General features: G+C 63.4%; 38 protein-coding genes. 37 read left to right on the forward strand and 1 reads right to left on the reverse strand.

Going from position 1 to position 26,095, the window contains the following annotated elements; translation table 11 throughout:
• Nucleotides 1-2: 2 nt before the first annotated feature.
• The 16 genes from HBJ55_RS07360 to HBJ55_RS07435 all read left to right on the forward strand — a co-directional run bounded on the left by HBJ55_RS07360 (nt 3) and on the right by HBJ55_RS07435 (nt 7,148).
• Nucleotides 3-335, forward strand: a complete 333-nt coding sequence (locus HBJ55_RS07360; protein WP_167112587.1) for a hypothetical protein — start codon at nt 3-5, stop codon at nt 333-335.
• Nucleotides 332-739 carry an HNH endonuclease gene (locus tag HBJ55_RS07365; protein ID WP_167112589.1) on the forward strand — a complete coding sequence of 136 codons (408 nt, stop codon included), beginning with the start codon at nt 332-334 and terminating at the stop codon, nt 737-739. Before HBJ55_RS07360 ends, HBJ55_RS07365 begins: the two co-directional genes overlap by 4 nt.
• On the forward strand, nt 736-1,173 hold the full coding sequence (locus tag HBJ55_RS07370) for a phage portal protein (protein WP_167112592.1): 438 nt from the start codon (nt 736-738) through the stop codon (nt 1,171-1,173). Before HBJ55_RS07365 ends, HBJ55_RS07370 begins: the two co-directional genes overlap by 4 nt.
• Before the next feature lie 3 nt (nt 1,174-1,176).
• Entirely contained in the window at nt 1,177-1,938 is a 762-nt protein-coding gene (locus tag HBJ55_RS07375) for a hypothetical protein (protein ID WP_167112594.1), read from the forward strand.
• Entirely contained in the window at nt 1,935-2,213 is a 279-nt protein-coding gene (locus tag HBJ55_RS07380; protein WP_167112596.1) for a hypothetical protein, read from the forward strand. The genes HBJ55_RS07375 and HBJ55_RS07380 overlap by 4 nt, the downstream gene beginning before the upstream one ends.
• Nucleotides 2,214-2,499: 286 nt before the next feature.
• Nucleotides 2,500-2,760 (forward strand): hypothetical protein, encoded by a 261-nt coding sequence (locus HBJ55_RS07385; RefSeq protein WP_167112597.1) that lies wholly within the window; start codon nt 2,500-2,502, stop codon nt 2,758-2,760.
• A complete protein-coding gene (locus tag HBJ55_RS07390; RefSeq protein WP_338071977.1) occupies nt 2,757-3,341 on the forward strand; it encodes a VRR-NUC domain-containing protein in 585 nt (194 codons plus the stop codon). The genes HBJ55_RS07385 and HBJ55_RS07390 overlap by 4 nt, the downstream gene beginning before the upstream one ends.
• A 31-nt stretch (nt 3,342-3,372) precedes the next feature.
• Complete coding sequence (locus tag HBJ55_RS07395; RefSeq protein WP_167112599.1) at nt 3,373-3,969, forward strand: hypothetical protein; 597 nt, start codon at nt 3,373-3,375, stop codon at nt 3,967-3,969.
• A 176-nt stretch (nt 3,970-4,145) separates the two neighbouring features.
• Nucleotides 4,146-4,391: a hypothetical protein gene (locus HBJ55_RS07400; protein ID WP_167112601.1), complete on the forward strand. Its 246-nt coding sequence runs from the start codon at nt 4,146-4,148 to the stop codon at nt 4,389-4,391.
• A 45-nt stretch (nt 4,392-4,436) separates the two neighbouring features.
• Entirely contained in the window at nt 4,437-4,781 is a 345-nt protein-coding gene (locus tag HBJ55_RS07405; RefSeq protein WP_167112603.1) for a hypothetical protein, read from the forward strand.
• A 1-nt stretch (nt 4,782) separates the two neighbouring features.
• The gene (locus tag HBJ55_RS07410) at nt 4,783-5,289 is read left to right on the forward strand and encodes a MucR family transcriptional regulator (RefSeq protein ID WP_167112605.1); all 507 of its coding nucleotides are present in this window, start codon (nt 4,783-4,785) and stop codon (nt 5,287-5,289) included.
• A gap of 323 nt (nt 5,290-5,612) precedes the next feature.
• Nucleotides 5,613-5,870 carry a hypothetical protein gene (locus tag HBJ55_RS07415; RefSeq protein WP_167112606.1) on the forward strand — a complete coding sequence of 86 codons (258 nt, stop codon included), beginning with the start codon at nt 5,613-5,615 and terminating at the stop codon, nt 5,868-5,870.
• On the forward strand, nt 5,867-6,367 hold the full coding sequence (locus tag HBJ55_RS07420; RefSeq protein ID WP_338071978.1) for a lysozyme: 501 nt from the start codon (nt 5,867-5,869) through the stop codon (nt 6,365-6,367). Before HBJ55_RS07415 ends, HBJ55_RS07420 begins: the two co-directional genes overlap by 4 nt.
• Complete coding sequence (locus tag HBJ55_RS07425) at nt 6,360-6,578, forward strand: hypothetical protein (protein ID WP_167112608.1); 219 nt, start codon at nt 6,360-6,362, stop codon at nt 6,576-6,578. The genes HBJ55_RS07420 and HBJ55_RS07425 overlap by 8 nt, the downstream gene beginning before the upstream one ends.
• Complete coding sequence (locus HBJ55_RS07430; protein ID WP_167112610.1) at nt 6,575-7,000, forward strand: hypothetical protein; 426 nt, start codon at nt 6,575-6,577, stop codon at nt 6,998-7,000. Before HBJ55_RS07425 ends, HBJ55_RS07430 begins: the two co-directional genes overlap by 4 nt.
• Nucleotides 6,969-7,148, forward strand: a complete 180-nt coding sequence (locus tag HBJ55_RS07435) for a hypothetical protein (protein WP_167112612.1) — start codon at nt 6,969-6,971, stop codon at nt 7,146-7,148. The genes HBJ55_RS07430 and HBJ55_RS07435 overlap by 32 nt, the downstream gene beginning before the upstream one ends.
• 148 nt (nt 7,149-7,296) lie before the next feature.
• Here HBJ55_RS07435 and HBJ55_RS07440 read toward each other — a convergent pair whose 3' ends face one another.
• Complete coding sequence (locus HBJ55_RS07440; RefSeq protein ID WP_167112614.1) at nt 7,297-7,650, reverse strand: hypothetical protein; 354 nt, start codon at nt 7,648-7,650, stop codon at nt 7,297-7,299.
• Nucleotides 7,651-7,922: 272 nt separating this feature from the next.
• On the opposite strand from HBJ55_RS07440, the gene HBJ55_RS07445 reads away from it, so the two are divergent.
• The 21 genes from HBJ55_RS07445 to HBJ55_RS07545 form a co-directional block, all read left to right on the forward strand.
• Nucleotides 7,923-8,429, forward strand: a complete 507-nt coding sequence (locus tag HBJ55_RS07445; protein ID WP_167112616.1) for a DUF1441 family protein — start codon at nt 7,923-7,925, stop codon at nt 8,427-8,429.
• A complete protein-coding gene (locus tag HBJ55_RS07450; RefSeq protein ID WP_167112618.1) occupies nt 8,422-10,494 on the forward strand; it encodes a phage terminase large subunit family protein in 2,073 nt (690 codons plus the stop codon). The genes HBJ55_RS07445 and HBJ55_RS07450 overlap by 8 nt, the downstream gene beginning before the upstream one ends.
• Before the next feature lie 8 nt (nt 10,495-10,502).
• Nucleotides 10,503-10,721 carry a gpW family head-tail joining protein gene (gene gpW / locus HBJ55_RS07455; RefSeq protein ID WP_167112621.1) on the forward strand — a complete coding sequence of 73 codons (219 nt, stop codon included), beginning with the start codon at nt 10,503-10,505 and terminating at the stop codon, nt 10,719-10,721.
• A gap of 1 nt (nt 10,722) precedes the next feature.
• Nucleotides 10,723-12,216 carry a phage portal protein gene (locus tag HBJ55_RS07460; RefSeq protein WP_167112622.1) on the forward strand — a complete coding sequence of 498 codons (1,494 nt, stop codon included), beginning with the start codon at nt 10,723-10,725 and terminating at the stop codon, nt 12,214-12,216.
• A 3-nt stretch (nt 12,217-12,219) separates the two neighbouring features.
• Nucleotides 12,220-13,356, forward strand: a complete 1,137-nt coding sequence (locus HBJ55_RS07465) for a head maturation protease, ClpP-related (RefSeq protein WP_167112624.1) — start codon at nt 12,220-12,222, stop codon at nt 13,354-13,356.
• Between the two features lie 49 nt (nt 13,357-13,405).
• Nucleotides 13,406-13,771 carry a head decoration protein gene (locus HBJ55_RS07470; RefSeq protein WP_167112626.1) on the forward strand — a complete coding sequence of 122 codons (366 nt, stop codon included), beginning with the start codon at nt 13,406-13,408 and terminating at the stop codon, nt 13,769-13,771.
• A 69-nt stretch (nt 13,772-13,840) separates the two neighbouring features.
• Nucleotides 13,841-14,821, forward strand: coding sequence for a major capsid protein (locus HBJ55_RS07475; RefSeq protein WP_167112628.1), 981 nt, complete (start codon nt 13,841-13,843; stop codon nt 14,819-14,821).
• Between the two features lie 6 nt (nt 14,822-14,827).
• Nucleotides 14,828-15,151, forward strand: a complete 324-nt coding sequence (locus tag HBJ55_RS07480) for a head-tail joining protein (RefSeq protein ID WP_167112629.1) — start codon at nt 14,828-14,830, stop codon at nt 15,149-15,151.
• On the forward strand, nt 15,151-15,705 hold the full coding sequence (locus HBJ55_RS07485; protein WP_167112632.1) for a phage tail protein: 555 nt from the start codon (nt 15,151-15,153) through the stop codon (nt 15,703-15,705). The genes HBJ55_RS07480 and HBJ55_RS07485 overlap by 1 nt, the downstream gene beginning before the upstream one ends.
• A 9-nt stretch (nt 15,706-15,714) precedes the next feature.
• Entirely contained in the window at nt 15,715-16,146 is a 432-nt protein-coding gene (locus HBJ55_RS07490; protein WP_167112634.1) for a hypothetical protein, read from the forward strand.
• Nucleotides 16,147-16,157: 11 nt separating this feature from the next.
• A complete protein-coding gene (locus tag HBJ55_RS07495; protein WP_167112636.1) occupies nt 16,158-16,484 on the forward strand; it encodes a hypothetical protein in 327 nt (108 codons plus the stop codon).
• Nucleotides 16,481-17,092, forward strand: a complete 612-nt coding sequence (locus HBJ55_RS07500; protein ID WP_167112638.1) for a hypothetical protein — start codon at nt 16,481-16,483, stop codon at nt 17,090-17,092. Before HBJ55_RS07495 ends, HBJ55_RS07500 begins: the two co-directional genes overlap by 4 nt.
• A 101-nt stretch (nt 17,093-17,193) precedes the next feature.
• The gene (locus tag HBJ55_RS07505; protein WP_167112640.1) at nt 17,194-18,189 is read left to right on the forward strand and encodes a hypothetical protein; all 996 of its coding nucleotides are present in this window, start codon (nt 17,194-17,196) and stop codon (nt 18,187-18,189) included.
• Nucleotides 18,190-18,261: 72 nt separating this feature from the next.
• The gene (locus HBJ55_RS07510) at nt 18,262-18,759 is read left to right on the forward strand and encodes a hypothetical protein (protein WP_167112642.1); all 498 of its coding nucleotides are present in this window, start codon (nt 18,262-18,264) and stop codon (nt 18,757-18,759) included.
• Between the two features lie 167 nt (nt 18,760-18,926).
• Nucleotides 18,927-19,184: a hypothetical protein gene (locus HBJ55_RS07515; RefSeq protein WP_167112644.1), complete on the forward strand. Its 258-nt coding sequence runs from the start codon at nt 18,927-18,929 to the stop codon at nt 19,182-19,184.
• A 125-nt stretch (nt 19,185-19,309) separates the two neighbouring features.
• The gene (locus HBJ55_RS07520; protein WP_167112646.1) at nt 19,310-19,579 is read left to right on the forward strand and encodes a hypothetical protein; all 270 of its coding nucleotides are present in this window, start codon (nt 19,310-19,312) and stop codon (nt 19,577-19,579) included.
• Nucleotides 19,572-22,370 carry a phage tail tape measure protein gene (locus tag HBJ55_RS07525; RefSeq protein WP_167112648.1) on the forward strand — a complete coding sequence of 933 codons (2,799 nt, stop codon included), beginning with the start codon at nt 19,572-19,574 and terminating at the stop codon, nt 22,368-22,370. Before HBJ55_RS07520 ends, HBJ55_RS07525 begins: the two co-directional genes overlap by 8 nt.
• 15 nt (nt 22,371-22,385) lie before the next feature.
• Entirely contained in the window at nt 22,386-22,733 is a 348-nt protein-coding gene (locus HBJ55_RS07530; RefSeq protein WP_167112650.1) for a hypothetical protein, read from the forward strand.
• 68 nt (nt 22,734-22,801) lie between these two features.
• On the forward strand, nt 22,802-24,289 hold the full coding sequence (locus HBJ55_RS07535) for a hypothetical protein (protein ID WP_167112652.1): 1,488 nt from the start codon (nt 22,802-22,804) through the stop codon (nt 24,287-24,289).
• Between the two features lies 1 nt (nt 24,290).
• On the forward strand, nt 24,291-24,896 hold the full coding sequence (locus HBJ55_RS07540; protein WP_167112654.1) for a hypothetical protein: 606 nt from the start codon (nt 24,291-24,293) through the stop codon (nt 24,894-24,896).
• On the forward strand, nt 24,889-26,095 hold a 1,207-nt coding region (locus HBJ55_RS07545; protein WP_167112655.1), incomplete at its 3' end, for a hypothetical protein. The genes HBJ55_RS07540 and HBJ55_RS07545, both read left to right, overlap by 8 nt.

Here is a 26,095-nt window from a genome sequence, read left to right on the forward strand (position 1 = left end):
ACATGCAACCGATCGGAACACCCACCGGCGCCGAAGTGAAGCAGGGCGCTTATCTGGACCATATCCGTAGCGGAGCTTGCAAGCGCCAGCAAGAGGCGGCTTTGGCCGTGCTGGCGCTGTCATCCCGCCCGCTGACCCGGCACGAGATTGCCGAGCTCGCCGGCATGGCGCTGTCGTCGTCATGTGCCCGCGCCAATGCGTTGCTCGATCTCAAGCTGATCGAGGTCGCCGGCACCGTCAAGCCCGCCGGGGTCCGTTCGCCGCGTTCGACGCTGCGGCTGACCGAGAAGGGGCGCATTGAGGCAGCGCGGGTGCTGCGGGAGCTGGCGGCATGAAGCGTCTGACGAAAACTGAGCGCGAACAAGTGCGCCTCAAATTCGGTGGCCGCTGCGCCTACTGCGGCGAAGAGTTGGGGAAGCGCTGGCATGCCGACCACCTTGAGGCCGTTCGTCGCAGACACGAGCTGTACCGGGATGAGAAAGGTAGGCACCAGGCGCGTGTGGTGGGCGCAGACTTCGAAGAACGGCACGTGCTCGACAACATGATGCCTGCCTGCGCGCCCTGCAACATCTCAAAAGCGGCCTACTCACTGGAGAGGTGGAGAGACGTTCTTGTCGGCTACGTCGGAGCGCTTCACAGGAATAACCCGACGTATCGCGTGGCCAAGAAGCACGGACTTATTGCTGAGACGGTGAAGCCGGTCGTGTTCTATTTCGAGACTCTGGAGGGCGGTAAATGAAGCCCATCGACATCGAGAATGCCATCCTCGTGGCCCTGCGCCGGTCCACCCTGTGCGGTGACCCGCAACCGCTGACAATCCCCGCCCTGGTCAAGCGCCTGACCACTGCCAAGGGTGAGGGCCCGGGCTGGCGCCAGGTCGCCAATGCCGTGCTACGCCTCGAGCGGCAGGGCCTAATCTATATCGCGGCCGAGGAAGAGGTCGGCGAGGTGATGCAGCCGGCATATCAGCTGACAGGCGGCGGAGTGCATGAGGCATCAAAGGCGAGCCTGGACGATGGTCTGCCTGCTGGCGCCTGGATGGGCGTAGATATGGCAGAGCCGGGTGCCGACATGACCGGTGAGTTCTTGGCGTTCCGCGAGTTCGATAGCGACCAGATTTGCCGAATTTTCGGTGTTCGCCCTTACGTGCTTGGCAACCAAGAGGAGCGATGACGCATGACTGATCGCACGCTCGAGCAGAAGGTGCTCATCGCACTGGCCAAGGAGTTCGCCGAGGCTCGCCGCCCGGTGCGCACGATGATCGTACTCGCCGCTTGCAACGCGAAGACCGGCAACCAGCAGGACGGCGTGATCACCGCCCTGGTCGCGCTCAAGCGCCAGAGTCTGGTGGTCCAGCATGAGGACAGCTGGTCAGTCACGGCCGATGGCCGGAAGGCGGCGCAGCACCTGGCCGCCGGCTTGCCGCCGTCCAATTCCGCTAGCCCGGCCCAACCGATCGAGGCCGGTTTCAAGCAGCCGCGGAAGTTGCGCGACACGCTCCGCCCCATGGTAGGAGGCGCACCCCGGCCGGTGACGCGGCAGGTTGAGCAAACCCCTGCACCGAAAGCGCCCGCCACGGTGAAAACTGAGCAGTCGCCTGCACAGCCCGCTTGCCATGGCTGCGAGGCGAACGAGGGAGAGTTCCACAGCCCCGAGTGCCCGGTCGTCAACGCTTTCACTGCCGGGCGAATCACTGGCGAAGGCTCTGGCCAGGCTCTGCCGCCGCTAGCTGGGGACTTGCCCCTCGAGGCGACCGTATCGCTCCACCATGGCCACGCCATCCCGAAGGATCTGCTCGAGCGCTGTGCCGCCATGCACCTGACCTTGCTGGCGCAGGCGCGGGAGGCCGCGGCGGCAGGAGAGCCTGGCGCGGAGAGTGAGCTGGCCTGGCTGTATGAGACCGGCGAGCAGCTGCTGGCGGCGGGAGGTGCGCGGTGAAGGGTGGCCAGCAAGCCAAGCGCGCGGCCGTGCTGGGCCAGAACCCGCGGTTCCGGCTCTACCTCGACGACCGTCGGCGCCGTGCCTATGGCCTGAGCCCCGCCCAGCTGCCAGACGGTACCCATTCTGTGCAGGACGCCGCCGACTTCATTCGTCAGGCCTGTGGCGTTGCCAGCCGTGCCGAGATCGACCACAGCGACACCGCCCGGGCCATGCTCGACCGGATCGTCGCGGACTATCAGCGCTGGGAGCGCCAGCAGAGGAGAGCGCAGTGATTCGTTACCTACTCCACCCGATCCGCTCAATGCGCCGGCTCGCCGAGCTCGAGGAGCGCCTGGACCACCTAGCGATCAACCTACGCGATGATTCGCAATGGCTGGCTGCCGACGAGAAGTGCAAGGCACTGACGGAGCGCTACATGCTTATGGCTTCAGATAAGTGGCGCAGCGTCCCATTCATGGGGCCTTGGCTATTGAGATCGCAGCTTGGTTTGTGCCCTTGTGAGAAGCGAAAGCCTGACCCGCCTGCGCCACCGCCATGCAGAACAGAATGGGGCGGACAATGACCGAAGCACGCGCACCCCGTGAGCGCCAGGCGCTGGCGCTGGTCGAGGATGAGCGGTTCTGCGAGTGGCTGGATGCGACATCGGCGCACCCCAGCCGCTGGCCACACAACCGCACCACGGCGGCCGCCTGGCTACGTGAGCAGTTGGGCGTCGAGAGCCTGGGGCATCTGGCCGTGAGCGCTGTTGCCGCCCAGGCCTTCGACGAGATCGAGCGCCGTTTCGCACTGTGGGACAAGAAACAGGAGCTGCCGTTGTGACGATCTACTCGAGACGCAAGAAGCCGACCATGGCCCAGGTGAAGCGCAATCCCCCGCCTGGCGTGGCCAAGCCTTCGGCACTGAGACAGCGCCGAGTGGACTGGGAGGGCAACGAGCAGGCGGTGGTGATCCGGTGGTTGCTGGGCGAGAAGATGCGCGGCACCAAGGTTGGCGAACTCTATGACGTGATCTACCACGTACCTAACGGCGGGGCGCGCCATGGCAAAACAGGTGCTGACCTCAAGAAGCAAGGGGTGAAGCCAGGCGTCAGTGACTTGGTAGTGATGGATGCCCGCGGCGGCTGGCATGGGCTCTACCTCGAGTTCAAGGCGACACCGCCCAAGCATGCTGCCTTGGCGACGAGCCAACGAGATTGGCTGGCGCTGGCAGAGAGTCGGGGCTATTGCGCTTTGCTGGCGCGTGGCTACGAGGAGGCGAAGGCGGTGCTGAGCTGGTACGCCAGCCTGATGCCCACCCAGTTCTATCGGGGGGAGGCTGTTGATTGTCCGGAAGGTACGGAATGGCGAAAGGGGGAAGAAGGCGATGGGGATTGCAGCACTGGCAGTGACATCGCGGACTGAGCGAGGGGCGAACGTGGCGGACCTTGAGCGTATGGGCATTTGGCGGCTGCGGGAGCTGGCGCGGCAGACGCACCCGGAGCACATCGACGAAGCGGCCCGGGTGTTCGTGCGGAGGATCCTCGACATGGAGGCCGAGCGGCGCACGTTGCATGAGCACGACAACATCGGGTGGCACACCCATAGCCCCATGGCCCCCGGGCTGGCGCCTGGCGGTACCGACATTGCCCGAGAGCCGCTGGCCGCCGCCTACGATCGGGGAATTCGGCTGCACAAGGACCACGAAGCCGCGAGGCGCTGGATCGTGGCCGCCCGACTGGCGCCGAGGAACCTGCTGGCCGCCCTGATCCAGGCTCGCAAGCTCGACCGCCGCGTGCAGGGTGAGTGGGGCGCCAGCTACGACCAGATCGCAGCCAACGTCGAGCACTACGGACGCCAACTGGGTTTCAGTGTGTCGAGCTATGTCGTCGACTGCATTGAACAGGTCGAGGACGGCCGGCACCCAGGGCGGCTGGTGGAAGTGCGCCAGCCACACCGTGTGAGGGCGTTCAAGAACGGCAAGGCGATCACCAACGCGGCGACCCAGGCGCGGGTGGAGCTGATCCTGCAGGCGAAGGCGGGAGTTCTTTGAAGGAGCCCGGCCGCTTGGCCGGGTTGTGTTGCAGCTACGACCAAAAGCGGAGAGAGAAAGTCCTTGCATCTGTACGACAGCTGTCATACAGTAAAGGCGTGGACAGGGAATGAGCCCGCCACATCACTCAGAGCGCCGAAGCGGCCACAGGCCGGGAGAGGCAAAGGAGACCTTCCATGCAAAACATCACCGTTCGCCACATCAACGAAGCCGCCACCACCGACGAACTGCTCGATCTGATGCAGGATGCCGCCAGCGAGCGCGGTTGCGAGCTGAGCAACGACAGCTTTGCCGAACAGGCCATCTTCTACCGCGACGAAGCCAAAGGCGCTCAGATCGAGTTCGACGAAGCCGCCGCCATGGAAGAACTCGCCGCCCTGCTGGATGCCGCCGAGCAGCGCTGGCATGAAATCGAAGCCTGATCACCCAGCCCCGGCCACGCGCCGGGGCTTTCGCCTGGAGGCACCATGAAAGAGCTACCCCGCAACCCCTCGTTCACGCCATCACCCGGCCTGCGTGCCGACCTGAACGCCAGGCGCGACACCGTCGGCGTTACCGGCCGCCTGAACCAGATATGGGACCGCTACGCCCTGCTGTGTGCACAGCCGCCCAAGCTCACCGACGAGGAGCGTCAACTGCTGGGCAACACCCTGTCGGGCTCCTACATCGAGCCGCTGCTCATCAAGCACCTGGATGCCGAACTCGAGGACAGCGATACCGGCGAGCCCTCGGCGCTGCGCGACCTCGCCGCCCGCGTGCGCGAAATGAGCCTGGCCGAACGCGTGGCCATGATCGAAAGCCTGGGGTTCTGACATGCGCCACGGGCCGTTCGTGTCGCTCGAGGAGCTGGATGCCTATGTAGGCGGGCCAAAGATCCAGTGCCTCGAGTGCGGCCGATGGTTCCGTGCCCTGGCCACTCACCTTCCACGCACCCACGGCATGACTCACCAGGACTACCGCGAGAAGTGGGGCATCCCCCAGCGCTACCCGCTCGCCGGCACCGCCACGCGCGAAACGCTCTCCATGCAGCTGCGCCAGCAAATCGACGCCGGCAGATTTACCTACGACCACCTGCCCAACGCCACCGCCGCCGCCAGGGAAGCCGGGCGCAATCGTAAGACGCCAGTCGACCAGGCCCGCCAAAGCGCCATGATGGCCGAGCAGCGGCCTGGCGACTACCATCGGCTGCCACCAGGCGCCAAGCGCGCCGATGGCCGCGATGCCGATCGGCGGCGCGAATACCAGATTGCTTACCGTGCTGAGAAGCATGGCGATCCAGAGCCCATGAGACGGTACCGTGAAAAGTACCTCGACAGCTGATAGCTACTACATGTTGCGTCTATAAGCATCTTGCGCTACCGTATCTGTAGCCTGGCAGGCAGTATCGCCGGGAGCCAGAATCAACCAACGCCCTGCCGGCATCCCCGGCGGGGCGTTTTCATTGCGGCAGGCGGGACAGACGGCATGTCACGGGGGCCTTCATATCCTCGGGAACCTGGTTCGACTCCAGGGCCTGCTATCCAACACGCATCCCCCAGTGTGCCCTCCTGCCCAGGACGGCAACCTATCAGTTATGGCACCACCTGGTGTCTTTGCCCCTTGTGCGTGGCCTTTCTCTATTCCGCAGCGATGACGAGACCTTTATGTCCTCCATGATCATTCAGGAGGGCGCCCGCGTGGCGCCTGTGCCGTTCGGTTGGGCTGCGATGCTCTCCGCCGACCCGAGCACTCAGGTCACTGTGGTCGCTGGTTTGCTGACCTGCGCCTACATGCTCGCCCAGCTTTTCTTGATCGTACGACGAGCCCGTATTGAGCGCGAGAAGCATGAGATGGCTCAGCGTGAGCACAGGTTGGCCATGGATAACCTATTGGCTGGCCGCTCCGATGGAGACAAGTCGTGAGCGTGTTAAAGCGTCTGGCATTGCCGCTAGCTACAGCATCGGCTGTTGCCATTGCCGCCGGCACGGTCGGATATTTTGAGGGTAAGGAGAACTCCGCCTACATCGATCCGGTGGGTGTGGTCACCATCTGCTATGGCCATACCTCTACCGCGCGCATCGGGCAGACCCACAGCGATGCCGAGTGCGAGAGACTGTTGCAGCAAGACCTGGGCGAGGCCTTCGAGGCTGTGGAGCGTCATGTCGACGCGGAGCTTCCACCTACCCGTGAGGCTGCCCTGGCATCGTTCGTCTACAACGTCGGCGAGGGTGCATTCGCTCGCTCGACCCTGCTGCGGCGCCTCAACGCCGGCCAGGTGCAGGAGGCCTGCGACGAGCTGCTGCGCTGGGTGTATGCCGGCGGCCGTGTTCTTCGTGGGCTGGTCACTCGCCGCCAGGCTGAGCGAGAGCTGTGCTTGATGGAGCCGGAGCACATTCTGGCAGGAGAGAGCCATGAGTGACGAGCCGCGCGACTGGTGGCGCAATCGCCGCCGGCTGGCCCACTGGGCGATGGCAGCGGCCATCCTCGAGACAGCAGCATTGTTCGTCCTGGACCTGCCCGAGGCCGCGCTATGGCCGACCTATGGTCTTTGGGGAACGGTCATCGGCGCCTACATGGGTACGGCTATCTGGGATGACGTAGTGGCGCGGCGCCTGGGACAGCGGCAGTGACTCGCCTGGTCCGCTTGGTGCCGGGGTGGGTGTGGCTGGTAGTGCTGACTGTTATCGCTGCGGCTGTAGCGTGGCAGTACCACCGGGTGGTGGTGCTGGAGCGCGATGCCGCCACCGCCCAGCTGCAGGTCAGCCAGGCCGAGGTTGCTGTCCTTGATAGCGCATTACGTTGGCGCCGGGACTACTCCCGGCGCCTGGAGGGGGCTCTGGCACAGCGCGAACAGGCTCTGACTGAGGCCCGCGAGGAGATCCGGGCGCACCTCGATGAGCTGGCCCGACTGGAGCGAGAGCATGCGGAAGTGCGTGAGTGGCTGGATCGCGATCTGCCTGGTCCTGTTGCTGAGTGGTTGCAGCAACTGGCAGACCAAGACGATCGGCGTGCCGGTGCTGGTGACGCCCGAGATTCCGGCCAGGCTGACTGACCCGCTACCACCGCCTGCCAGGCAGGGCGCAACCCACCGGGGTGTGCTGGAGCTGCTGGCCGAGTACGAGTCCCTGCGGCGCCGGGCAAACGCAGACCGCGCGGCTATCGTCGAGATCATGTCGCATGACGTCGGCAGCGAGGACTGAGCGGCGCCGAGCGTTGCAGTGGTTGCGTGATCGTACCGCCCGCCTGGGTGTGGCTTTGTTGGTCGTGTGCTGGGCAGCGCTGACGCTGTGGCAGGCCTGGCGCCAGCGGCCGGGTCGATAGGAAATGCGGCCCAGTGACTAGCCTGGCTTACTCTAACGGCAAATCAGGTGTGGGAAGCCCTTTAGCTTGCATGCATTCGCTCCAAGCAGCACCAGGTACATTTCCGTCTAGGTACGTGGCAGTGATCGCCGGAACATACTGGGTGATGGCGTCTTGTGAATACGAGGTGTTTGTTCGCTCTTCCTTTGCATGCACATACGGAACGGAGAAGAGGTTGATTTCTCCTTCTCCGCTCTCTGCCTGAGCCGCTAGAGCTTGCTGGTTAATCGAGTCCATACAAGCTGACGCACCGGCAAACACCTCATCGAAAGGGCCAGAAATAGCTGGAGTAGAGAAGGCAGCGGCTATGGTCAGTGCAGCAAGTGCAGATGCATTCTTCATATCAATTCCTTTGATTCGTAGCTTGGAGCGAGTTGTATCGGCACCAGCTTACGAAACTTGAATGCCCTGAAACCCATAACAGACAAGCCGCGGGTCCTTCCCAGCTCCCAGGGCCCGGCCACGGGGGCGCAGAGCCCCGGATTTCGACCAAATTTCGGCACTCCTAGGTCGTCAGCAGTACCTGGGGGAATACCGCATGGTTGCTGGGTTTCGTGGTGCCGAAGGTGCCGAATAGTAGAGGGCCACGGTGCCGAACATAGGATGACGACCGTGTGGCAGAGATCAACCGCCTGGAAGAGGCCTACAACTGGAACATCACCAGGCTGGCTGATGCGTTCGGGCTGCATCGCGACACGGTACGCAAGCGCCTGAAAGAAGCCGGCGTGGTGCCGGCCGGTTCCCGCAACGGTGCCAATGTCTACGCATTGAAGGATGCAGGGCCGGCGTTGTTCGGCGAGACGCATATCGCCGAGGGGATGGACCCCTCGAAGATGCACCCGACCGATCGCAAGGACTGGTACGCCTCCGAGCTCTCCCGAGTGAAGCTTGAGAAGGAAATGCGGCTGCTGGTGCCGGTAGAGGAAGCTCACCGCGAGATGAGCCGCCTGGCCAAGGCCGTGGCCAGCGGCCTCGACTCCCTGGCCGACATGCTCGAGCGAGACGCTGGCCTGCCGCCCGAGGCGATTGAACTGGTAGAAAAAACCACCGACGCGCTGCGCGAGCAGATGTATCAGGCAATCGTCGCCGACGATGGTCAGGAGGGCACGCCGGATGAGTAGTACCGCCAGCGCTGCCGCTATTCGTCGGGATGTCGCCGAGCTGATCCGTCCGCCGCGCCGGATCCGTGCCAGCCAGGCAGCCGCCGAAGTGATGAAGGTAGTGGGTGGTGACGGCACGGTGCGCGACTGGTCACCCGAAGCCACGCCCTACATGGTCGAGCCGCTGGATTGCATGGGCAGCCGGCGCTACGACGCCGTGATCTTCGTTGGACCGGCGAGAACCGGCAAGACAAACGCCCTGGTGGATGGTTATGTAGCCTACAAGATCGACTGTGACCCGGGCGATGGGTTGATCATCCAGATTTCCGAGGACAAGGCGCGCGAGTTCTCGAAGAAGCGCATCGACCGGATGCTGCAGAATTCGCCGCGGCTAATACCTCGGCTGAGCCCGCGCGGCCACGACAACAACGTCCACGACAAGACGTTTCGCGCCGGCAACTATCTCGGCATCAAGTGGCCTTCGAAGAACGTCATGGCCAGTTCGGACTATCAGTTCGTTCTGATCACTGACTTCGACCGTCTGGGCGACGACATCGACGGTGAGGGCGACCCGTTCACCCTCGCCAGCAAGCGCACGCAGACATTCGGTTCGACCGGCATGACGTTGGCCGAGTCCTCGCCCGGGCGAGAGATAACTGACCCCGACTGGGAGCGCCCAGCGGATCAGCCGCACATGGCACCGCCGACCACGGGCATTCTCGATTGGTACAACCATGGCGACCGCCGTCGCCTCTACTGGCAGTGCCCTGAGTCGTCATGTCGCCGCTGGTTCCAACCGATCAAGGAGCATTTCAACCAGGCGTCGAAGCGGGTGTGTTGCTCACATTGCGGCGCCGAGGTCGATCCCAAGCTCAAGCGCGCCCTGAACCTGGCCGGCCGCTGGGTGCCTGAGGGCTGCGAACTGACCGTTGAAGGTGAGCTGGTCGGCACACCCCGTCAAACGAGAATTGCCTCGTTTTGGATGGAAGGGCCGGCCGCGGCTTTCCAGTCTTGGACCAGCCTGGCCGAGAAGCTGGCGCGTGCGGAGGAGACCTACGCGCTCACCGGCAGCCAGGAGACGCTGAAGACCGTCATCAACACTGACTGGGGTAGGCCATACAAGCATCGCCGGTCCGATGTGCAGCGTTCCAGCCAGCGCCTCATGGATCGCGCCGAGCAGGTCGAACGCAGGACAGTCCCGCTTGGCGTCCGATTCCTGACCGCGACGGTCGATGTGCAGGGCGGCAAAGATCGTCGTTTTGTCGTCCAGGTGCATGGTACCGGTGTGAACCGCGAAAAGTGGATCGTCGACCGCTTCAACATCCGTGAAGACAAGGGGCCGAACAACGACCAGGAGCCCCGGCAGATAAGCCCCGCAACCCAGCCCGAGGATTGGGATCTGCTGACCCGCGACGTGCTCAAGCGCAGCTACCGTCTCTCCGACGGCAGTGGCCGGCGGATGCCGATCCTGGCGGTTGCCGTCGACACCGGTGGCGAGGGTGAAGGGGAGGAGTCGGTCACAAGCCAGGCCTACGAATGGTTCCGCCGCCTGCGTACCGATGGCCTGCAGGGGCGCGCTTACCTCCTCAAGGGCGGTAGCTCGAAGACTACGAACCGTGTACGTAAGACTTGGCCAGACAACACCAGCAGGAAGAGCCGCAAGAGCCGCGCCCGCGGCGACGTGCCTCTCTACATCCTGGGTACCGATCTGCTCAAAGACGCCGTTGCCGCAATGATGGACCGCGACAACCCGGGGGCTGGCTACATGCATGTGCCGGCCTGGCTGGGGCGGTGGTGGTACGACGAGCTGACGTACGAGGTGCGCGACCCCGCAACCGGCAAGTGGAGCAAGCCCGGCAAGAAAGCCAACGAGGCTTTCGACCTCTGCGCCTACGACTTGGCGCTCGGGATCATCCTCGGCGTCGAGAAAATCAACTGGGCGGCCCCGCCACCCTGGGCTGACGAGTGGGAGAGAAACCTGCTCGTGTTCGACCCCGACTCGGACGCCCGACCCGAAGAGCCCAAGTACAAGCAGCCCGCCGCCGCGAAGAAGCGCCGGCGGAAGGTAGCGAAACCTCGAATCTAGGAGCCGCCATGGCCTACACCGCCGACGATCTCGCCCAGGTGCGCAAGGCCATTCTCGACCTGGCAAGCGGTGCCCGCGTGACCATGGTGGTCAAGGATGGGCGCACCGTGCAGTACGCCCAGACCGACATCAGCAAGCTGCGCGAACTGGAGCGCACCATCACCGGCAGCCTGAAAACGGGTCGCCGTTCGCGTACCCGCTACGCCGTTACCAGCAAAGGGCTCTGACATGACCGTGACAGCCAAGCCCCGCCTGCGGTACCGGGGGCAGCAGCTCGTGCAAGTGCGGGCCAGTGCCTATGAGGGCGCGAGTACCAAGCGCCGCATGGCGGGCAAGGGCACTGTGGCAAGCGGGCCAAATGGACCGATCGAGCGCAGCCTGCCGATGCTGGTTTCGCGCAGCCACAACGCGATCCGCAACAACCCGTACGCCGCCAGCGCCAAGGAGAAGTACGTCTCCAACCTGGTGGGGACCGGCATCAAGCCGCAGTGGGGCGACCCGATCATCCAGGCGCTGTGGGATCGCTGGGTAGAAGAGTGTGATGCCGATGGCGTCGATAACTTCTACGGCCTTCAGACTTTGGCCGCTGGCAGCCAGTTCGAGGCCGGCGAGGCGCTGGGGCGGATCCGGTACCGTCGCCGTAGCGACGGCCTGAGCGTGCCCATGCAGCTGCAGGTGATCGAGGCCGAGCATCTCGACCCGACCTTCAGCCAGGCTTTCGGCGGCCGTCTGATCAAGATGGGCATCGAGTTCAGCCCCCTCGGTCAGCGCACCGCCTACCACTTGTGGCGGTTTCACCCGCACGAGCAGCTCACCGCCCAGATCAACGAGCGGGTGCCGGTACCGGCCGATAACGTCATTCACATGTACCGCCGTCAGCGGCCTGGTCAACTGCGCGGCGTGCCCGAGCTGACCAGCGTCATCATCCGGCTCTACGAAATCGACGAGATGCAGGATGCCACGCTGGCCCGCCAGAAGCTGGCGCAGCTGTTCGGCACGTTCGTGAAGCGCAAGACAGCCCACGACCCGGAGGATGACGGCCCGAACTTCGGCGAGCTGGTGAGCATGCCGGGTGACCGGGAGCAAATCGATGAGTTCGTGCCCGGAGGCATCCATTACCTCGAGGACGACGAGGAAGTTACGTTCTCGAACCCGCCCGACATCCAGGGGCAATACACCGAGTGGCTGCGCTCCGAGCTGCTGGCCGTCGCGGCTGGCGCCGGCATTACCTACGAGCAGCTGACTGGCGACCTCAAAGGCGTCAACTACTCCAGCATCCGTGCTGGCCTGCTCGAGTTCCGCCGGCGAGTCGAAGCCCTGCAGGCTCAGCTGATGGTGCACCAGTGGTGCCGTCGTATCGCCGCCAAGTGGCTCGATGTGGCCGTCACCAGTGGCGCGCTCTCCATTGCCAATTACTGGCAGGGCGCCCGTGAACTGGCCTTGGCCATCGACTGGATTGCACCGAAGTGGGCATGGGTCGACCCGCTCAAGGAAGTCACTGCCGACCTGCTCGAGGTGCGCGCCGGCTTCAAGCCGCGCAGCGAGGCCGCCGGCGAACGCGGCTGGTCGCTCGAGCAGCTCGACGCCGAAATCCAGAAGGGCAACCAGAGCGCCGATGGCCATGGCCTGGTGCTCGATTCCGACCCGCGCATCACCGCCAAGAACGGCGCCCTGCAGAAGGCCCTCGAGGCCCTGGCCGCTGATACCGACGAAGAGGACTGACCTATGAAATGGTTTACCGCCAAGGCCAAAGCGGGCAACCCGCGCGTGGCCCATATCACCATCGACGGAGAGATCGGCCGTAGTTGGTGGGCCGACGACGGCGTCGCATCAAACACCTTTATGCGCGAAGTGAAGTCGCTGGGGGAGTTGGACGAGATCATCATCGATGCCAACAGCCCAGGCGGCAGCGTGACCGATGGCATCACCATCGCCAACTATCTGCGCGACCATCCGGCCAAGGTCACCGTCAACGTCCTGGGCCAGGCATCCAGCATCATGTCGGTCATCACCGCCGCCGCTGACGTGGTGAACATGGGGCTTGGCTCGTGGATGTTTGTGCACAAGCCTTGGACCGTCGCCCTGGGTAATGCCGATCAACTTCGCGCACTCGCCGGGGATCTCGACACCATCGGTGACGGAATCATGGCCCACTACATTGCTCGGGTGGGCGAAGAGCGCCGCGACGAGATGTGGTCATTGATGACCGGCGATGACGGCGACGGAACCATCCTGAGTGCCGAGCGCGCCGTCGAGTTGGGTCTGGCCGACAACATGATGGTCGAGACCAAGGCCGCCGCCTCCATGGCCAGCCTTGCCCGGGCCATGGCTCACGGCGCCGAGCAAGCCCGCGCCAAGCTCCAGCAGCAGTCGCAGCCGCCCAAGGCCATGACCGCCGCCGACGCGCTGGCGCTGGCGCTGGCGTTCGACATCACGCCGGAGGAGGCCGAAGCGCAGGCAGCTGATCTGGGCGACCAGATCATCGCGCTGCGTCAGCAGGTTCCTGTCGTGGCCAAGCTCGATGACATCCCCGCCGACCTGCTCGAGCAGATCAAGGCAATGGGCCCCGGCCGCATCGAAGTCGCTCCCCATCCTGATCCTGAAGAGGTTGTCGCCGCCGAACGCACCCGCATCACCGCCATCATCAAGGCCTGCCAGACCACCGGCCAGCCGCAGCTCATGGAAAAGCTGGTGGACAACGGCATGGCCGCCGAGCAGGCGCAGGAATACATCTACGACGTGGCAGCTGCCCACGGCAACCGCCACACCATCCACAACTCGCACTCGCCCGAGGGCGGGCATCGTGTCGGCATCGATTACCAGAAGATCTATGACCGGCAGAACCGCAAGGCCACCGCCTGACCGGCCGGCCTGAACCACTCCATACCCACCTCACTCGAGGAGAAGCAACATGGATAGCAAGACCTTCACCGAAGGCCGGCACACCGGTGAGCACATCGTCTCCGAGGCCAACGGTGCCCGGGCGCGCGAGCAGGGCACCCTGGCCAGCGGCAACCTGCAGGCCGGTACCGTGCTGGCGCTGAATGGCGATGGCGATTATGTCCAGGTCGACTTCGCCGCCGTCGATGGCACCGAAGATGCCAAGGCGGTGCTTTATGCCGGCGTCGACGCTAGCGATTCCCCCCAACCCTGCGTGGTGCATACCCGCGCCTGTGAGGTACACGGCGAGGCGCTGACCTGGCCGGATGGCGCTACCGAGCAGGAGATCGAGGGCGGCATCAACGACCTCATCGGCCGCGGCGTCATCGTCCGCTAACCCACCCAACGGATGCCCGCCACCCTTCCCGGTCGGGCCGACTGATCACCTATGACATAGGACATCATCATGAACATCTTCGAGTCCGACATCTTCACCCTGGCGCGGCTCACCGCGGCGATCAACGAGGTGGAGTACGTGCCGAATCAGATCGGCGGCCTCGGTCTGTTCGAGGCCAACGGGATCAGCACCACAAGCCTGGTCATCGAGAAGGATGGCGAGAAACTGGGGCTGGTCGAAAACAAGCCGCGCGGCGCGCCCGGCACCGTCGTGGGTGGCAGCAAGCGGACTGGTATCAGCTTCCAGACCGCCCACCTGCCGACTACCGCCACTATTCTGGCCGACGAGGTGCAGAACGTCCGCGCTTTCGGCAGCGAAGACCAAATGCAGGCAGTGCAGACAGTGGTCAATGGCCGCCTCGCCACCATGGCGCGCCGTATCGACATGACCCACGAGCACCACCGACTCGGCGCTATCATGGGCCAGGTGCTGGACAGCGACGGCACCACTGTCATCTACGACCTGTTCCATGCCTTCGGCATCACCCAGCAGACAGTCGCCATGGCGCTGGGCACAGCCACCACCGACGTGCAGGGCAAGTGCCTGGACATCCACGAGAAGATCGAGGATGCCCTGGGTGGCCTGTCCTATACCGGGGTGACCGTGGTGTGCGGCAAGAGCTTCTGGCGCAAGTTCATCGGCCACAAGCTGGTGAAGGAGGCCTACGAGCGCTGGCAGTCTGGTGCCCAACTCCGCGCTGATCCGCGCGAAGGCTTCATGTTCGGCGGCATCTTCTGGGAGCGCTACCGCGGCGGCGGCACCATCAAGGTAGCCGACACCGAGGCCTATGCCGTGCCCCTGGGCGTGATGGATCTCTTCATCACCCGCTTCGCCCCCGGCGACTACATGGAGACGGTGAATACCCTCGGCCTGCCGTTCTACAGCTCCTCGGAGCCGATGAAGCACGGCAAGGGCGTGGAACTCGAGGCGCAGTCGAACCCGGCGCACCTCTGCACCCGTCCGAAGGCCTGCATCAAGCTCACCGAGTAACCGCTGATGAGCTTTGCAGACCTCGCGAACCGCCTCGATGAGGCGGTTCGCGATCACCTGGCCGACGACCATGCCGCCGTTTACCACCCGAAGACCGGCGACCCGGTGCCTGACGTGTGGGTCATCATCGATCGCGACGTGATCCCGGTGCAGCAGGGGCAGCCGACCACGACAGTGGAGCGCCGTACCGAGCTGACGGGAGCGAGTGATGTGCTGGGTGATGCCCGCAGCGGCGACACCGTGGTGAGCAACGGTGAAACATGGCGGCTGCAGCGGCGCGACCGTGACGACGGCCACATGGTCACCTGGATAGTCGTCGAGGTGCTGTGATGCAAATCAAGATGGACCGCGCCGCGGTGCGCGAGATCGAGCAGATGCTGGCGCACGTCAAAAACGGCAGCAACCGGGCGATGGCCAACGCCATCAACCACACCCTGACGGTGACCCGTACCGAGGCCGGCAGAGAGATCCGCAACCAGGTGAAGCTCACGGCCGCCTACGTGCGCGATCGCTTGCGTGTGGCCAAGGCCACCGTGGCCAAGCCTCAGGGGCGCATCAGCACGCCGACTCGAGGCCTCCTGCTGACGCGCTTCAAGCACTCGGCATACAAGCGGGGCGGTGTCGGCGTTCAGGTGAAGCCCACCGGTGGAAAGAAGCGCATGCCAGGTGCGTTCTACATAACCTTCGCCAACGGCGTGACTGCTATCGCCATTCGCACGAAGCGAGGCCCCGGCCTGGGGCGCAGCGAGGGGCTGAAAGTGCTATATGGCCCATCGGTGAGCCAGGTATTCACCGACGTGAAAGACGACCTGCAGGCGCCCAGCGGCGAGCGGCTGATGGCCCGTATGGAACATGAAGCGGCCCGCCTGCTGGCGCGGCAGTAGGAGGGAGCTATGGCCCAGGTGCCGACCCGAGAATTGATCTTCCAGGCGCTGGCCGACAAGCTTGGCGCCCACCGCGCGCGTGCCGACATCGACAAGCGCGACCTGCCTGCCCGCGTGCTGTGGTCTGGCGAGGACGGCCAGGTGGAGCGTGACCAGTACGGCGCCGTCAGCGTTACAACGGGCGCTAGCCTGATCGCCCAGCACCCAGCAGATGCCGACTCCGACAAGTGGGACGCCCAGGGAAACGCCATTCTGGCCCAGGTGATCGCCGACGCTACCGCTGCCGATCGCACCCTCGGCGGTCTCGCAGAGGATCTCACCTATACCGCTACCGCCATTCTTTACCCCGACACCGGCAGCAGCATCATCACGGTGGGGGTTGACTTGGCTGTGCGCTGGACTCACCCGGTTGGCAACCCCTTCACTGAAGTGCCCGATTGAGGACTGACCCCATGCCGATTCAAGAGATGCGCAGCGAGAGCCTGGTGGGGCGCGCCGACGTGCGGTGGTTCCACACAGAGACCGTGACGGACGCCACCAGCGACCCGCTCATCATCCCCAGCGTAGGGCGTGACGTCGCCGTGGCTGTCACGCCCGGAACGGCCGCCTCCCTGCAATACACTCTGAGCAATTACGCAGCAATCGAAGAGGGTAGTGCAACTTGGCACGACTGGCCGGCTGGTGAGGTAGTCGAGACCAACGTCGACAGCATCGCAGGCACTGTCTCCGCCCTCCGCCTGGTGTCAACAGGAGCCAGCACCTGGGAGGTGACGGTATGACCTTTAGCCGCCCCCTGTGGGCGAGCCAGCGCGGCGGCTCGGGCCTGTGGCGCGGAGGACTATGGCGAAGCCAGATGCAGGGAGGTGGTGGAGGTGGGGGTGGTGGTGAGGACTACTCAAATGCCCAAATTGGCGACGAGATCGGCGGAGGGATTTACGCCGGGACGATTTCCTACGGTGACGGGCGGCAATTCCATATAGTAGCGGCAAAGGCGGCAGGCGAAGCCACCGATCTTGCGTGGGGGGACTACGGTGCTGTCACGGGAGCCACTGACGACGATGATGGCTACGCCAACCAGGACCTTATCCTGTCGAGCTTCGACAACGGTAACTCGCACGCTTTCTACCACTGTCGGGACTACGGAGCCGGCGGGTTCCCAGACTGGTACTTACCGGCTCGGAACGAGATTGCTTTGGTAAAGGCGAATCTCGGGGAGGCGGGGCACCCGGAATTTACGGACGCGGAAACGCCCTCCCCGTACCGCTGGAGCAGCACAGAGTACACGGACTTGTATGCTTACCACTCGCGCCTGAGCGGCACCCAAGGCGCGTTTAACGGCAAAAATGTCGGACAGCGAGTGCGCCCCATCCGCCGCGTTCCCGTCTGACACTTCCGCCTAACACATGACACCATCCCAGCCCGCCACCCGGCGGGCTTTTCTATGCCCGGCCGCCGGGCTTCCTGCAACGCACCAAAGGAGAGCCGACAATGGCGATCACAGAGAATGGCTTGTTGGAATACGAGTCCGGGCAAGCTTTCAATGACTGGGAGGAAATGTCGGACTCCGGCGATGGCCAGGTGTTCGAGGCCTCCTTCGCCCCTTGGTCGGGCCGTAGCGGGTTCGATACCCACGTGCGCCCTTGGGGCCTGGCGACTGGCGGCCGCGTGGTTCCCGATGCCGGCGTGAGCGACAGCGTGCACGTCGAGGCGTTGACGCTCTACATGCCGGGCACCGCCACCGCCAATGCCGACGGCCTGGTTGCCGTGGCATCCGGTGAGGTAAGTGTCGGCCGTGCCACCGAAACCGACACCCACATGGTTACCTCGATCGTTGTCACTGCTGGCGCTCTTAGCGGTGAGACAGGACTGGCCGGCACCTCTTTCAGCGAGACGCGGGGTGCCGCCGGCGGCCCGCCGCTGATTCCGGTGGATGCCATCGAGATCGCGCAGGTTCGTCTCTCGAGCCTCACAGCGGCAGAAGTTGTAACCACCGAGATTTTTTCAGTGCCGGGCGTGCACCAGGAGCGCTACGACTTCCCTGTCTGGAGCGAGGACCCGGCGTCCGGCGAGGTGAGCTTCGCCACTGCACTACCCACGATTCACGTCGGCGAGCTGCCGAAGAAAGTAAGCGTGAAGGGCTACACGCCGATCTTCGCCGAGCTGCCGTACTGCTCGGATTTCGTCCCGGCTGATGAATCACACAGCGTGAACTCGACCGACACCTACAGCGGTCCGCTTGGCTCGGTGTCGCGCACACTGGGGCAGGCGTCGTTCACTCACCGGGCGAATGACGGCATCACTGATCCCATCGTGCGGCTGAAGAATCAGCGCCTGTGGTTCCGCTGGTTCCAGGACCGCAACCGGGCACCGTTCTCGCTCACACGCGGCATTCTGGGTATTGCCCGGCAATACCCGGTGGGCGATCACGTAACCGTCAACGCCACCATCTCGGCCGAGCAAGCCACCGTCGACTTCGACGGCTGATAGCTGCCGAACCGCTCGCCCTGCCCGGGGTCGCCGGGGCAGGGCGCCTTCTTCTCAAGCGATGGATGACCCATGGAATTCGACGTTCAGAAGTTCACCAGCGCTGCGTTCTCGCCCCGTACCGACGAGGTGCCTGTCGAGGCGCTGCGCCCATTCTTTAAGGGGCTCTCGGCCAAGCAGAAGCCGAAGTGGAAGGTGCGCGGCCTGACCGGTGCCGAGCTGGCACTGTGTAACGAAGCCCAGGCGCGCAACCGCAACCGCAACGCCATTGCCGAGGGCATGCTCTCCGGCGTCGATGACAAAGTAGCCGAAGCGGTGAAGGCGCTGCTGGGGGCCGACGGCAAGGTGCCTGACGAGCTGGCCAAACGCATCGAGATGCTGGTGATCGCCAGCGTTGAGCCCGCCTGCACCCATCAGGTGGCGGTGAAGCTGGCCGAGGCTTTCCCGGTCGAGTTCAACCAGCTCACCAATGAGATCGTCAAGTTGACCGGCCAAGGAGGAGAGCCGGGAAAGCCGAAGCGCTCTTCAGGGACAAAGACATCCAGCTCGCCCTCCAGCTCTGCGACCTGAAGGGCGAGTTCCTGTTTCGGGTGCGCCCCGATCTGTTCCCGCTCCAGATTCTCACTCCGCTGGAGTGCCAACTGTGGGCAATGTATTACGAAAAGCGTCAGCAAAATCGTACAAAAGATTAGGTAACGGTGTGTTATTTTGCGGCCTTGGCACAAAGGACGGTTCCAATGAAAACATTGCTATCTCTAGCGCTACTTCTGGCTTTGCTGCCGCTGGCTGCCGCTGCGGACATGCATAAATGTCAGTATCAGGGAACGATTGCGTACCAGGATGTGCCATGCCCCGAAGGCACTGAATTGCCCTTTGATATGAACGCCGCGCGCCTTACTATTCCCGCGCCCGCCCAGCCCGAGAACGACGCGTCGAACCAGTCGGACGAGCCGGAAGAGCCTCGGGTCGAGCTGACCAACGCCGACCTCGAATAGGGCCTTCGGCCACTCCAGAAGACTGCATTCCCCAGACATACCAAGCCCGCCACCCGGCGGGCTTTTGCATTCCTGAGCCCTGGCAACCGCCGGGGCTTTTCTTTGCCTGCTCGCCGGAGGTGGCCATGCCGCAGCTCACCCTCTCACGCCGCACCGTCGTTGCTCCAACTCCTGGCTTGACGGGGACTGCCGACAAATCCCGAAAGGCGGTGTTCGGGCTGCCGGGCGACTCCCTGAAGGTGAAAGCGCCAACTCTGAATAACGGCGTTCGCTGGTACAAGGCGACTCTGTTGCGCGCCGGGCGGCGCGTGGGCAGTGGCTACGTGATTGAGGCAGCCCTGATGGGGCAGCCAGGTGTCGAGAAAGTCCTGGCAGGAGCAACGCGGCATGGCTGATCTGGAGAAGTCGGTCGCCATCATCTTCCAAGGCGTCGACATGATGGGCTCCGGTGTCGATAGCGTAACCAAGCGCATCGATGGTGTTGCTGACAGCGTTGAGCGGGCGACCCAGCCGCTGGCTGACGTGACCCTGGGCGTTCTCAAGTTCGAGGCCGCCCTGCTGACCACAGGTGCCGCGGTCACGGCGTTTGCCATCAAGCTGGCCGGAGATTTCGACGCTCAGTTTCGCGAGATCTCGACGCTCATCGATGAGCCAACGGATAGCCTCGGCGCCTTCCGGCAGGAGATCCTCGACTACGGCCGCGACTCGACCCAGAGCCTGGATGCAATCAACCAGTCGATCTACAACGCCATCTCGGCGGGTGTGGATTACGCCGACTCGCTCGACGTGGTGCGCCAGGCCGAACGGATGGCCATCGCAGGCAAGTCGGATCTCGATGGCGCGCTCTCGGTACTGGTGTCGTCCCTCAACGCCTATGGCGCGGGGATGGACCAGGCCGAGCACTTCAGCGACCTGCTGTTCCAGACGGTCCGCTCTGGCGTAACCACGCTTCCCGAGCTGGGTGGCTCGTTGGCGAACGTGACCGGCCTGGCGGCAACCGCCGGCGTCTCGTTCGAAGAGCTGCTGGCGGCCGTGGCCACGCTGACCGCCACCGGCAGCACGACCAGCGGCGCGATCACACAGATTCAGAACGCCATCAGCAATATCCTCAAGCCTACGGAACAGGCAAAGAGCCTGGCCGAGGATCTCAGTATTGAGTTCAATGCGGCGGCGCTTGAGAGCAAAGGGCTCTCCGGCGTGCTGCTCGATGTACAGCAAGCAACCGGCGGCAACACCGAGCAAATGGCGCAGCTGTTCGGTTCGGTTCAGGCGTTGAATGGGATGCTGACCCTGACCGGCCTGGGTGCCGATCGGTTCGCCGACAACATCGAGGCGATGGGCAACGCCACAGGTGCCACCGAAGAAGCCTATAGCCGCATGGCTGGCACAGTGGAGCAGGGTAACCAGCGTATCGCCAACTCGATACAAACGGCCCTGATTGCCGTGGGCGACCCGCTGCTGGATGAGTTCGGCGGAATTCAGGAAGCCATCGCCGCCATCTTCAGTGCGATCGGTGCCAGCGTGGCGGGCGGGGAGCTCGAGGCGTTCGTCACAGAGCTGGAGGCGATGTTCGGCAGCATCGAGCAGACGCTGCTCGAGGTGGCAAAGAACCTGCCGGAGGCGCTGGAACAGGCAGACTTCTCTGCATTCTTCAACGGCATCGACCTGGTACGCCAGGCCATCTCGGACCTGTTCAATGGAGCCGATTTGACCAGCGCTGAGGGGCTGGCCAGTGTCATTGAAACCATCGGTCTGGGGTTCGAGGCGCTGAGCGCCTACACCGCTGGCGCCATCACCGCCATCGGCCCATTCCTGGATCAGCTCGGCGATCTGGTGCAACTGCTGCTCGAGGTGGACCCAGCAACGGTTGCCCTGGTTGGCAGCCTCGGCGGCGCCGCGCTGGCGATAAATACGCTGGCTGGCGCTGTGACCACGGTTACGGGACTGATGAGCGCGTTTGCCGGTCGTGGCGGTGTGGTGGCAAAGGCCGTGCCGATTCTGGGCGGCCTGGTATCGGTGATGACTGGGCCTGTCGGCCTGGCCATTGCCGCCGGCCTGGTGGGCAAGGCGGTCTATGACGCTGGTGCCTCGTTCCTCGGTTTCAGCGACAACGCAGACGAGGCCACGCGGGAGCTGCGCGAGCAGAACCGGGCCATCGATGAAGGGCGGCTGGTCTACGACTACGCCATTCAGGACTGGGTAAAAGCCGGCGAAGCGCAGGAGGATCTCGCCGAGTGGACGCGCCGGACCCGGCAAGAAGTCGACGACGCCATCGCCGGCGTGGACCGGCATGCAGAAGCTCGCGCCCGTGAGGCGCGCGAATTGGCCGCCCTGAATGCTGAGTACATGGATTACGACGCTCTGGTCGATCAGGCCTGGCGATCATCTGAGTCGTTCGCCCGTGAGCAAGAGAATACCGCTCAATCGCTGCGCGCCGTGTTCGATGAAATTGGCCCGCTGGAAAACGCATGGCAGCGAGTTGATGACGGCGTGTTCCAGCATGCCTCAAACATCGGCGAGCTGGAGACCGCCTACGCCCAGGTGAAGGCTGCCTTCGAAGAAGGCCTGATCGACCAGTCGCAGTTCGATGAGCTGACGGATTACTACCGTGAGATGGTCAATGGTGCGGAGAAGGGCAAGACAGCTCAGGAGGAGCTGGCAAAGGAGGTGCTAGAGACAGAAGAAGCGATCCTTGCTGCCCGCGAGGCTGTGCTGGCGCACGAGCTGGCGCTGGAAGAGTTGGCCAGCAACGAACGCATCAAGTCGATGGAGTTCTCGGCGTCAATCGCCGTGGCCGAACTTGAAAGCGATGCCCGCAAGGTCGAGGCAATTCTCTCAGCGACGAGCGAAACCATCACCGGGCTGGCGGATTCGGCAGCCGGCATGTGGAGCACACTCGCTGGCGGGGATCTCTCGTTCAACCAGCAGTGGGACCTGGAGCGCGCCATCGAGCAGCAACTCGACATTCAGCGCGAGGCGGCAGATCAGCAGCGCAAGCTGATTGATGCCCAGGTCGACAACCTGCGTGCGCGCACCGAGGCGATGCGTCGCGGTGATGGTCTGATCACGATCTCAAGCGACGGCCTCGAGCCGGCTCTCGAGATGATCATGTGGGAAATCATTGAAAAGGTTCAGTTGAGAGCCAACGCCGAAGGGGCCGAGTTTCTGCTCGGGCTCGGTGCCTGATCACGAGGAAAGCCCATGCGTAATCTGATCGGCCTAGCTGCTCGTACTTTCGATCCGCAAGGGGCCTTGCTGCTGCCCGGGCACGGTGACAACGACACCGGAAGCTTGCGCCGGCGCGTGACTCGAGCTGCCACGCTCGATGGCGGAGTGGCGATCACGAACCGCGGCTACAGCGCCGCCGACCGCACGTTGACGCTCTCGCTGGCCGGGCAGCCGCTGGCGCTGGTGGAGCGTGCACGCCGTCTGCTGCGCCTCCACGGCAACGTGACCGTTACTCTGGCCGACGGCGCATTCACCGGCACTCCAAGCGAATACAACGAGCGGCGCCAGGAGCTGGTCGTGCTGATCTCCGGTACCGCCTAACAGCGACCCTAGCTCCCCCGTAACGCCCGGCCACGCGCCGGGTTTTTCATGTCTGAAGGATTTCCGCCATGCGCTACGGATTCGTGAACAACTTTGCCCAGGCACTCGCCGCACCGCTGGCCGAGGGCTCGACAACGTTGTCGCTGGATGGCGGCGGCAGCCTGTTGAGCAATGCCGGCGCGGATCTGGGCTACACGCTCACACTGTTTCAGGTTGACGATCAAGGCGAGGAAACCGCCCGCGAGATTGTGCTGGTGACCGGGGTCAGCGGTAACGATCTGACGATCGTTGGTGAGCAGGAGGGGACGGTCCGTCCGAGTGGTGGCTGGCTCGCTGGTACGAAGGTGGAGGCTCGGCTGACGGCGCTTGGGCTCATCTCCCTGGACTTTCGCAATGCCTCGTCAATTGTGCTGGGTGAGGGGGCTCAGAACGATGCGACTAACTGCCTCGCGGGTGGCCGGTACGCCTACAACGGCAAGAGCGGCTCAGTTGCATGGGGAGATGGGGCCAGCACCTGGGGTCAGTACTCCGCCTCTTTCGGACGTAACGCAGCCACCAATGCTGATAGCGCCTTGGCTGGAGGCAGTGGAGCATTAGCAAGCGGCCTGGCATCCGTAGCCTGGGGGAGCGGATGCCAGGTAAGTGGCGACTACTCTGCATGCTTTGGAGGGCAAGGTAGCGTAAGCGGTGCCCGGGGCACTGCAGGCGGGTACACTGCCAGTGTATCGGCTCAATGGGGTGCTGCGTATGGCTATGGCTCCTCGGTAAGTGGCGAGCATGGCCTCGCTATGGGGCATAACGCAGCTGTCTATCAAAGTGAAGGAATCGCAGCGGGAAACGGGGCATCGTCGAACGCTGGCCAAGCTATCGCACAAGGGGCCGGGGCAAGCGCCTTCGGCGCCCGAGGCGTTGCAACTGGTGCGGGTGCCCAGGCTGCCGAGGATTCCAGTGCCTATGGTGGTGGTGCCGATGCCTCGGGAGGGAAAAGCTGTGCTATGGGCGCAAACTCGACCGCTCAGCCGCCGCAGAGCTCAGCTTTCGGGGCCGATACGATTTCAGCCAATGTAGGGCAGACGTTGCTGGGCTATGGTGCTGGCGGTTCGGCCGTGCCAGGTGGACTGATAGTACATGGCCTCGCCCACTTGGTTAGTACTCCAACACATCCAGCCGATGCGGCCGCCCCGGCTATTACCCGGCAATCTGCCGCTCAGGTGGTGATAGCGACAGAACCTCTCAACCTCACTGATGACACGGCCGCGGTGGAACTGGCGCTACCCAGTGGCGCCTTGCTCTTTATCGACGGTTTCGACGTAGTAGTGGTGGGCAGTGATGGTGCGGGTGGCAGTCCTGAAATCAGCATCGGGCCGAATGACGTAACGCCTGCAGAATATCTCGCTAGTACGCCTGTAAGCCTGACGGCAGTGGGAGGCCGTGAATCGCACGCGCCCCTCGTAGCTAATGGAATCGCTAGCCTACGCGTGGCCACGACTGTTGCCGGTACTGGAACTACCTACCAAGCCAAGGTGGTGGTGCGTGGCTACGTAATGGAGCTGTGACATGCTCAACAGTGGTGCGCTCAATAGCGCTGCACTCAATTCCAGGCGGGGTTTCTCAGTAGGCTTTGTCGATTGGTCGCTGCTGGCGCCGGTGGAACGCCAAAGCATCTACGTGCTCGACATCGAAGGGGTACGCCTGCCGGTCAGCAGTGCCCAGGCCACAATGCGCCTCGAAGGACAATCATTCATGCAAGTAGTGGTGCCTGCTGGTAGCGAGTACATCGATTCGCTCGAGGGGTTGCTGCAGGCGCAGATGAAGCTGAAGAGCGGCTTCCGTTATGCCGATGGCACCGAGAGCCCGCTCGAGGACATCGCCGAAGCGCCGTTTGAGATTCTGCGACGTGATGAAGGTCCATACCGCGATACCCTGACTCTTTCGGGCTATGGCCCGCGCAGCGTATCGGCACCCACCACCCGGCAACTGGTCAACGTGCAGACACGCAGTAGCGGCACTTCCGGCAGCCGTCGGGTTCGGTGTGACATCGATCTGTTCCTCCGTCCTGGGCACACTGCGATAGATGGTGATGGCGCTGAATTCTCGGTAGGCATTATCCAATACTTCATTGGTGCCCAGACCGAAGCGATGGAGGTGCTGCAGGATGGGTAAGGGGAGGATCATTGCCGCCCACGGAGAGGGACGGTATACCATCGAGATCGTTGAGGATCGCGCCAGGGCTCATATCTCCCGTGCGCTGGCGGTTCAGCACGTCGCGGACCTGGACAGCCGCATATCCGCTATTGATGCCGACCTGGCTGCAGCTGAGCAGGATGTTATTGCGGTGGCGGCCGCTCAGGATGCTGCCATCGTTCAATATCGCCAGGACATGCTTGAGCACGGCACAAGCTCGGTAGATCTCGCTGCCCACGCCCTGGCTGTGCAAGAGGCAATAAGCCAACGCAGCGTGCTCCGCCGACAGATTCAGCTGCTGAAGACGGAGCGCCTGACTCGCCAGGCGCGCATCCAGCGCATTGATGCTCTTCCGCCGCTGCGGCAGACCGAAGCCTGGTGTGCCGATTACACAGAGGATCTGACCGGCGAGGTGGCCACCGCCGAGATACCTGGTGAGGTGGGGAATGTTCTCATCAAGCCAGGCTTCCATGATAGCGCTGCCTGGTCGGCAACCGCGGACGGCGCCATGCAGCCGGCACTATCCAGCATGCCGGCCAGTGTGTTCTACAACCTTGCGATGATGCCTGGCTGGCAGAAGTGGCGGCCTACCTTTCGCATCGCCACGATCACTAATATCGACAATGATCTTTGCGACATCTCGCTGGATCCGGCGACTAGCAGCCAGCAGGGGCTCAGCGTGAATGCTCAGAGCCAATACGCTGGCGTGCCAATTTTCTATATGGACTGCAATGGCGATGCTTTCGAGGATGGCGACAGGGTGCTGGTGGCCTTCTCCGGCAATACTGAGCAGCCGATGGTGGTGGGTTTTGAGCGTGAGCCTAGGGAATGTGCCACCTTTTGGCTTTCATATACTAGGAATGGCGTATCAATCATAGGCGGATCGAGAAATAGGCGTGTTATCGCAGGGCCAATTGTAGTAACAGAAAACATTGATTCCTGTTTCTATAAGGATAGCTTTGTTGGTTACGAGGTTGAAAGCTACTATTGGTCGGATAATAAGTTGGAAGATAACATCTTCCATTATCTGCCTATGAGGGAGGCTGTTGAAGAGACGGCCTCTTATACCGAAAGCTTCAGCAACGGCATGACGTTAACGGGCGAATCCTCCTTTGCTGTTTCTGCATACAGTCACACAGGATCAGCATCGGGAACCGTCTATCACAGGTTTCCCGGTG

Origin of the sequence: Billgrantia bachuensis (genome assembly GCF_011742165.1) — a bacterium.
GTDB lineage: Bacteria > Pseudomonadota > Gammaproteobacteria > Pseudomonadales > Halomonadaceae > Halomonas > Halomonas bachuensis.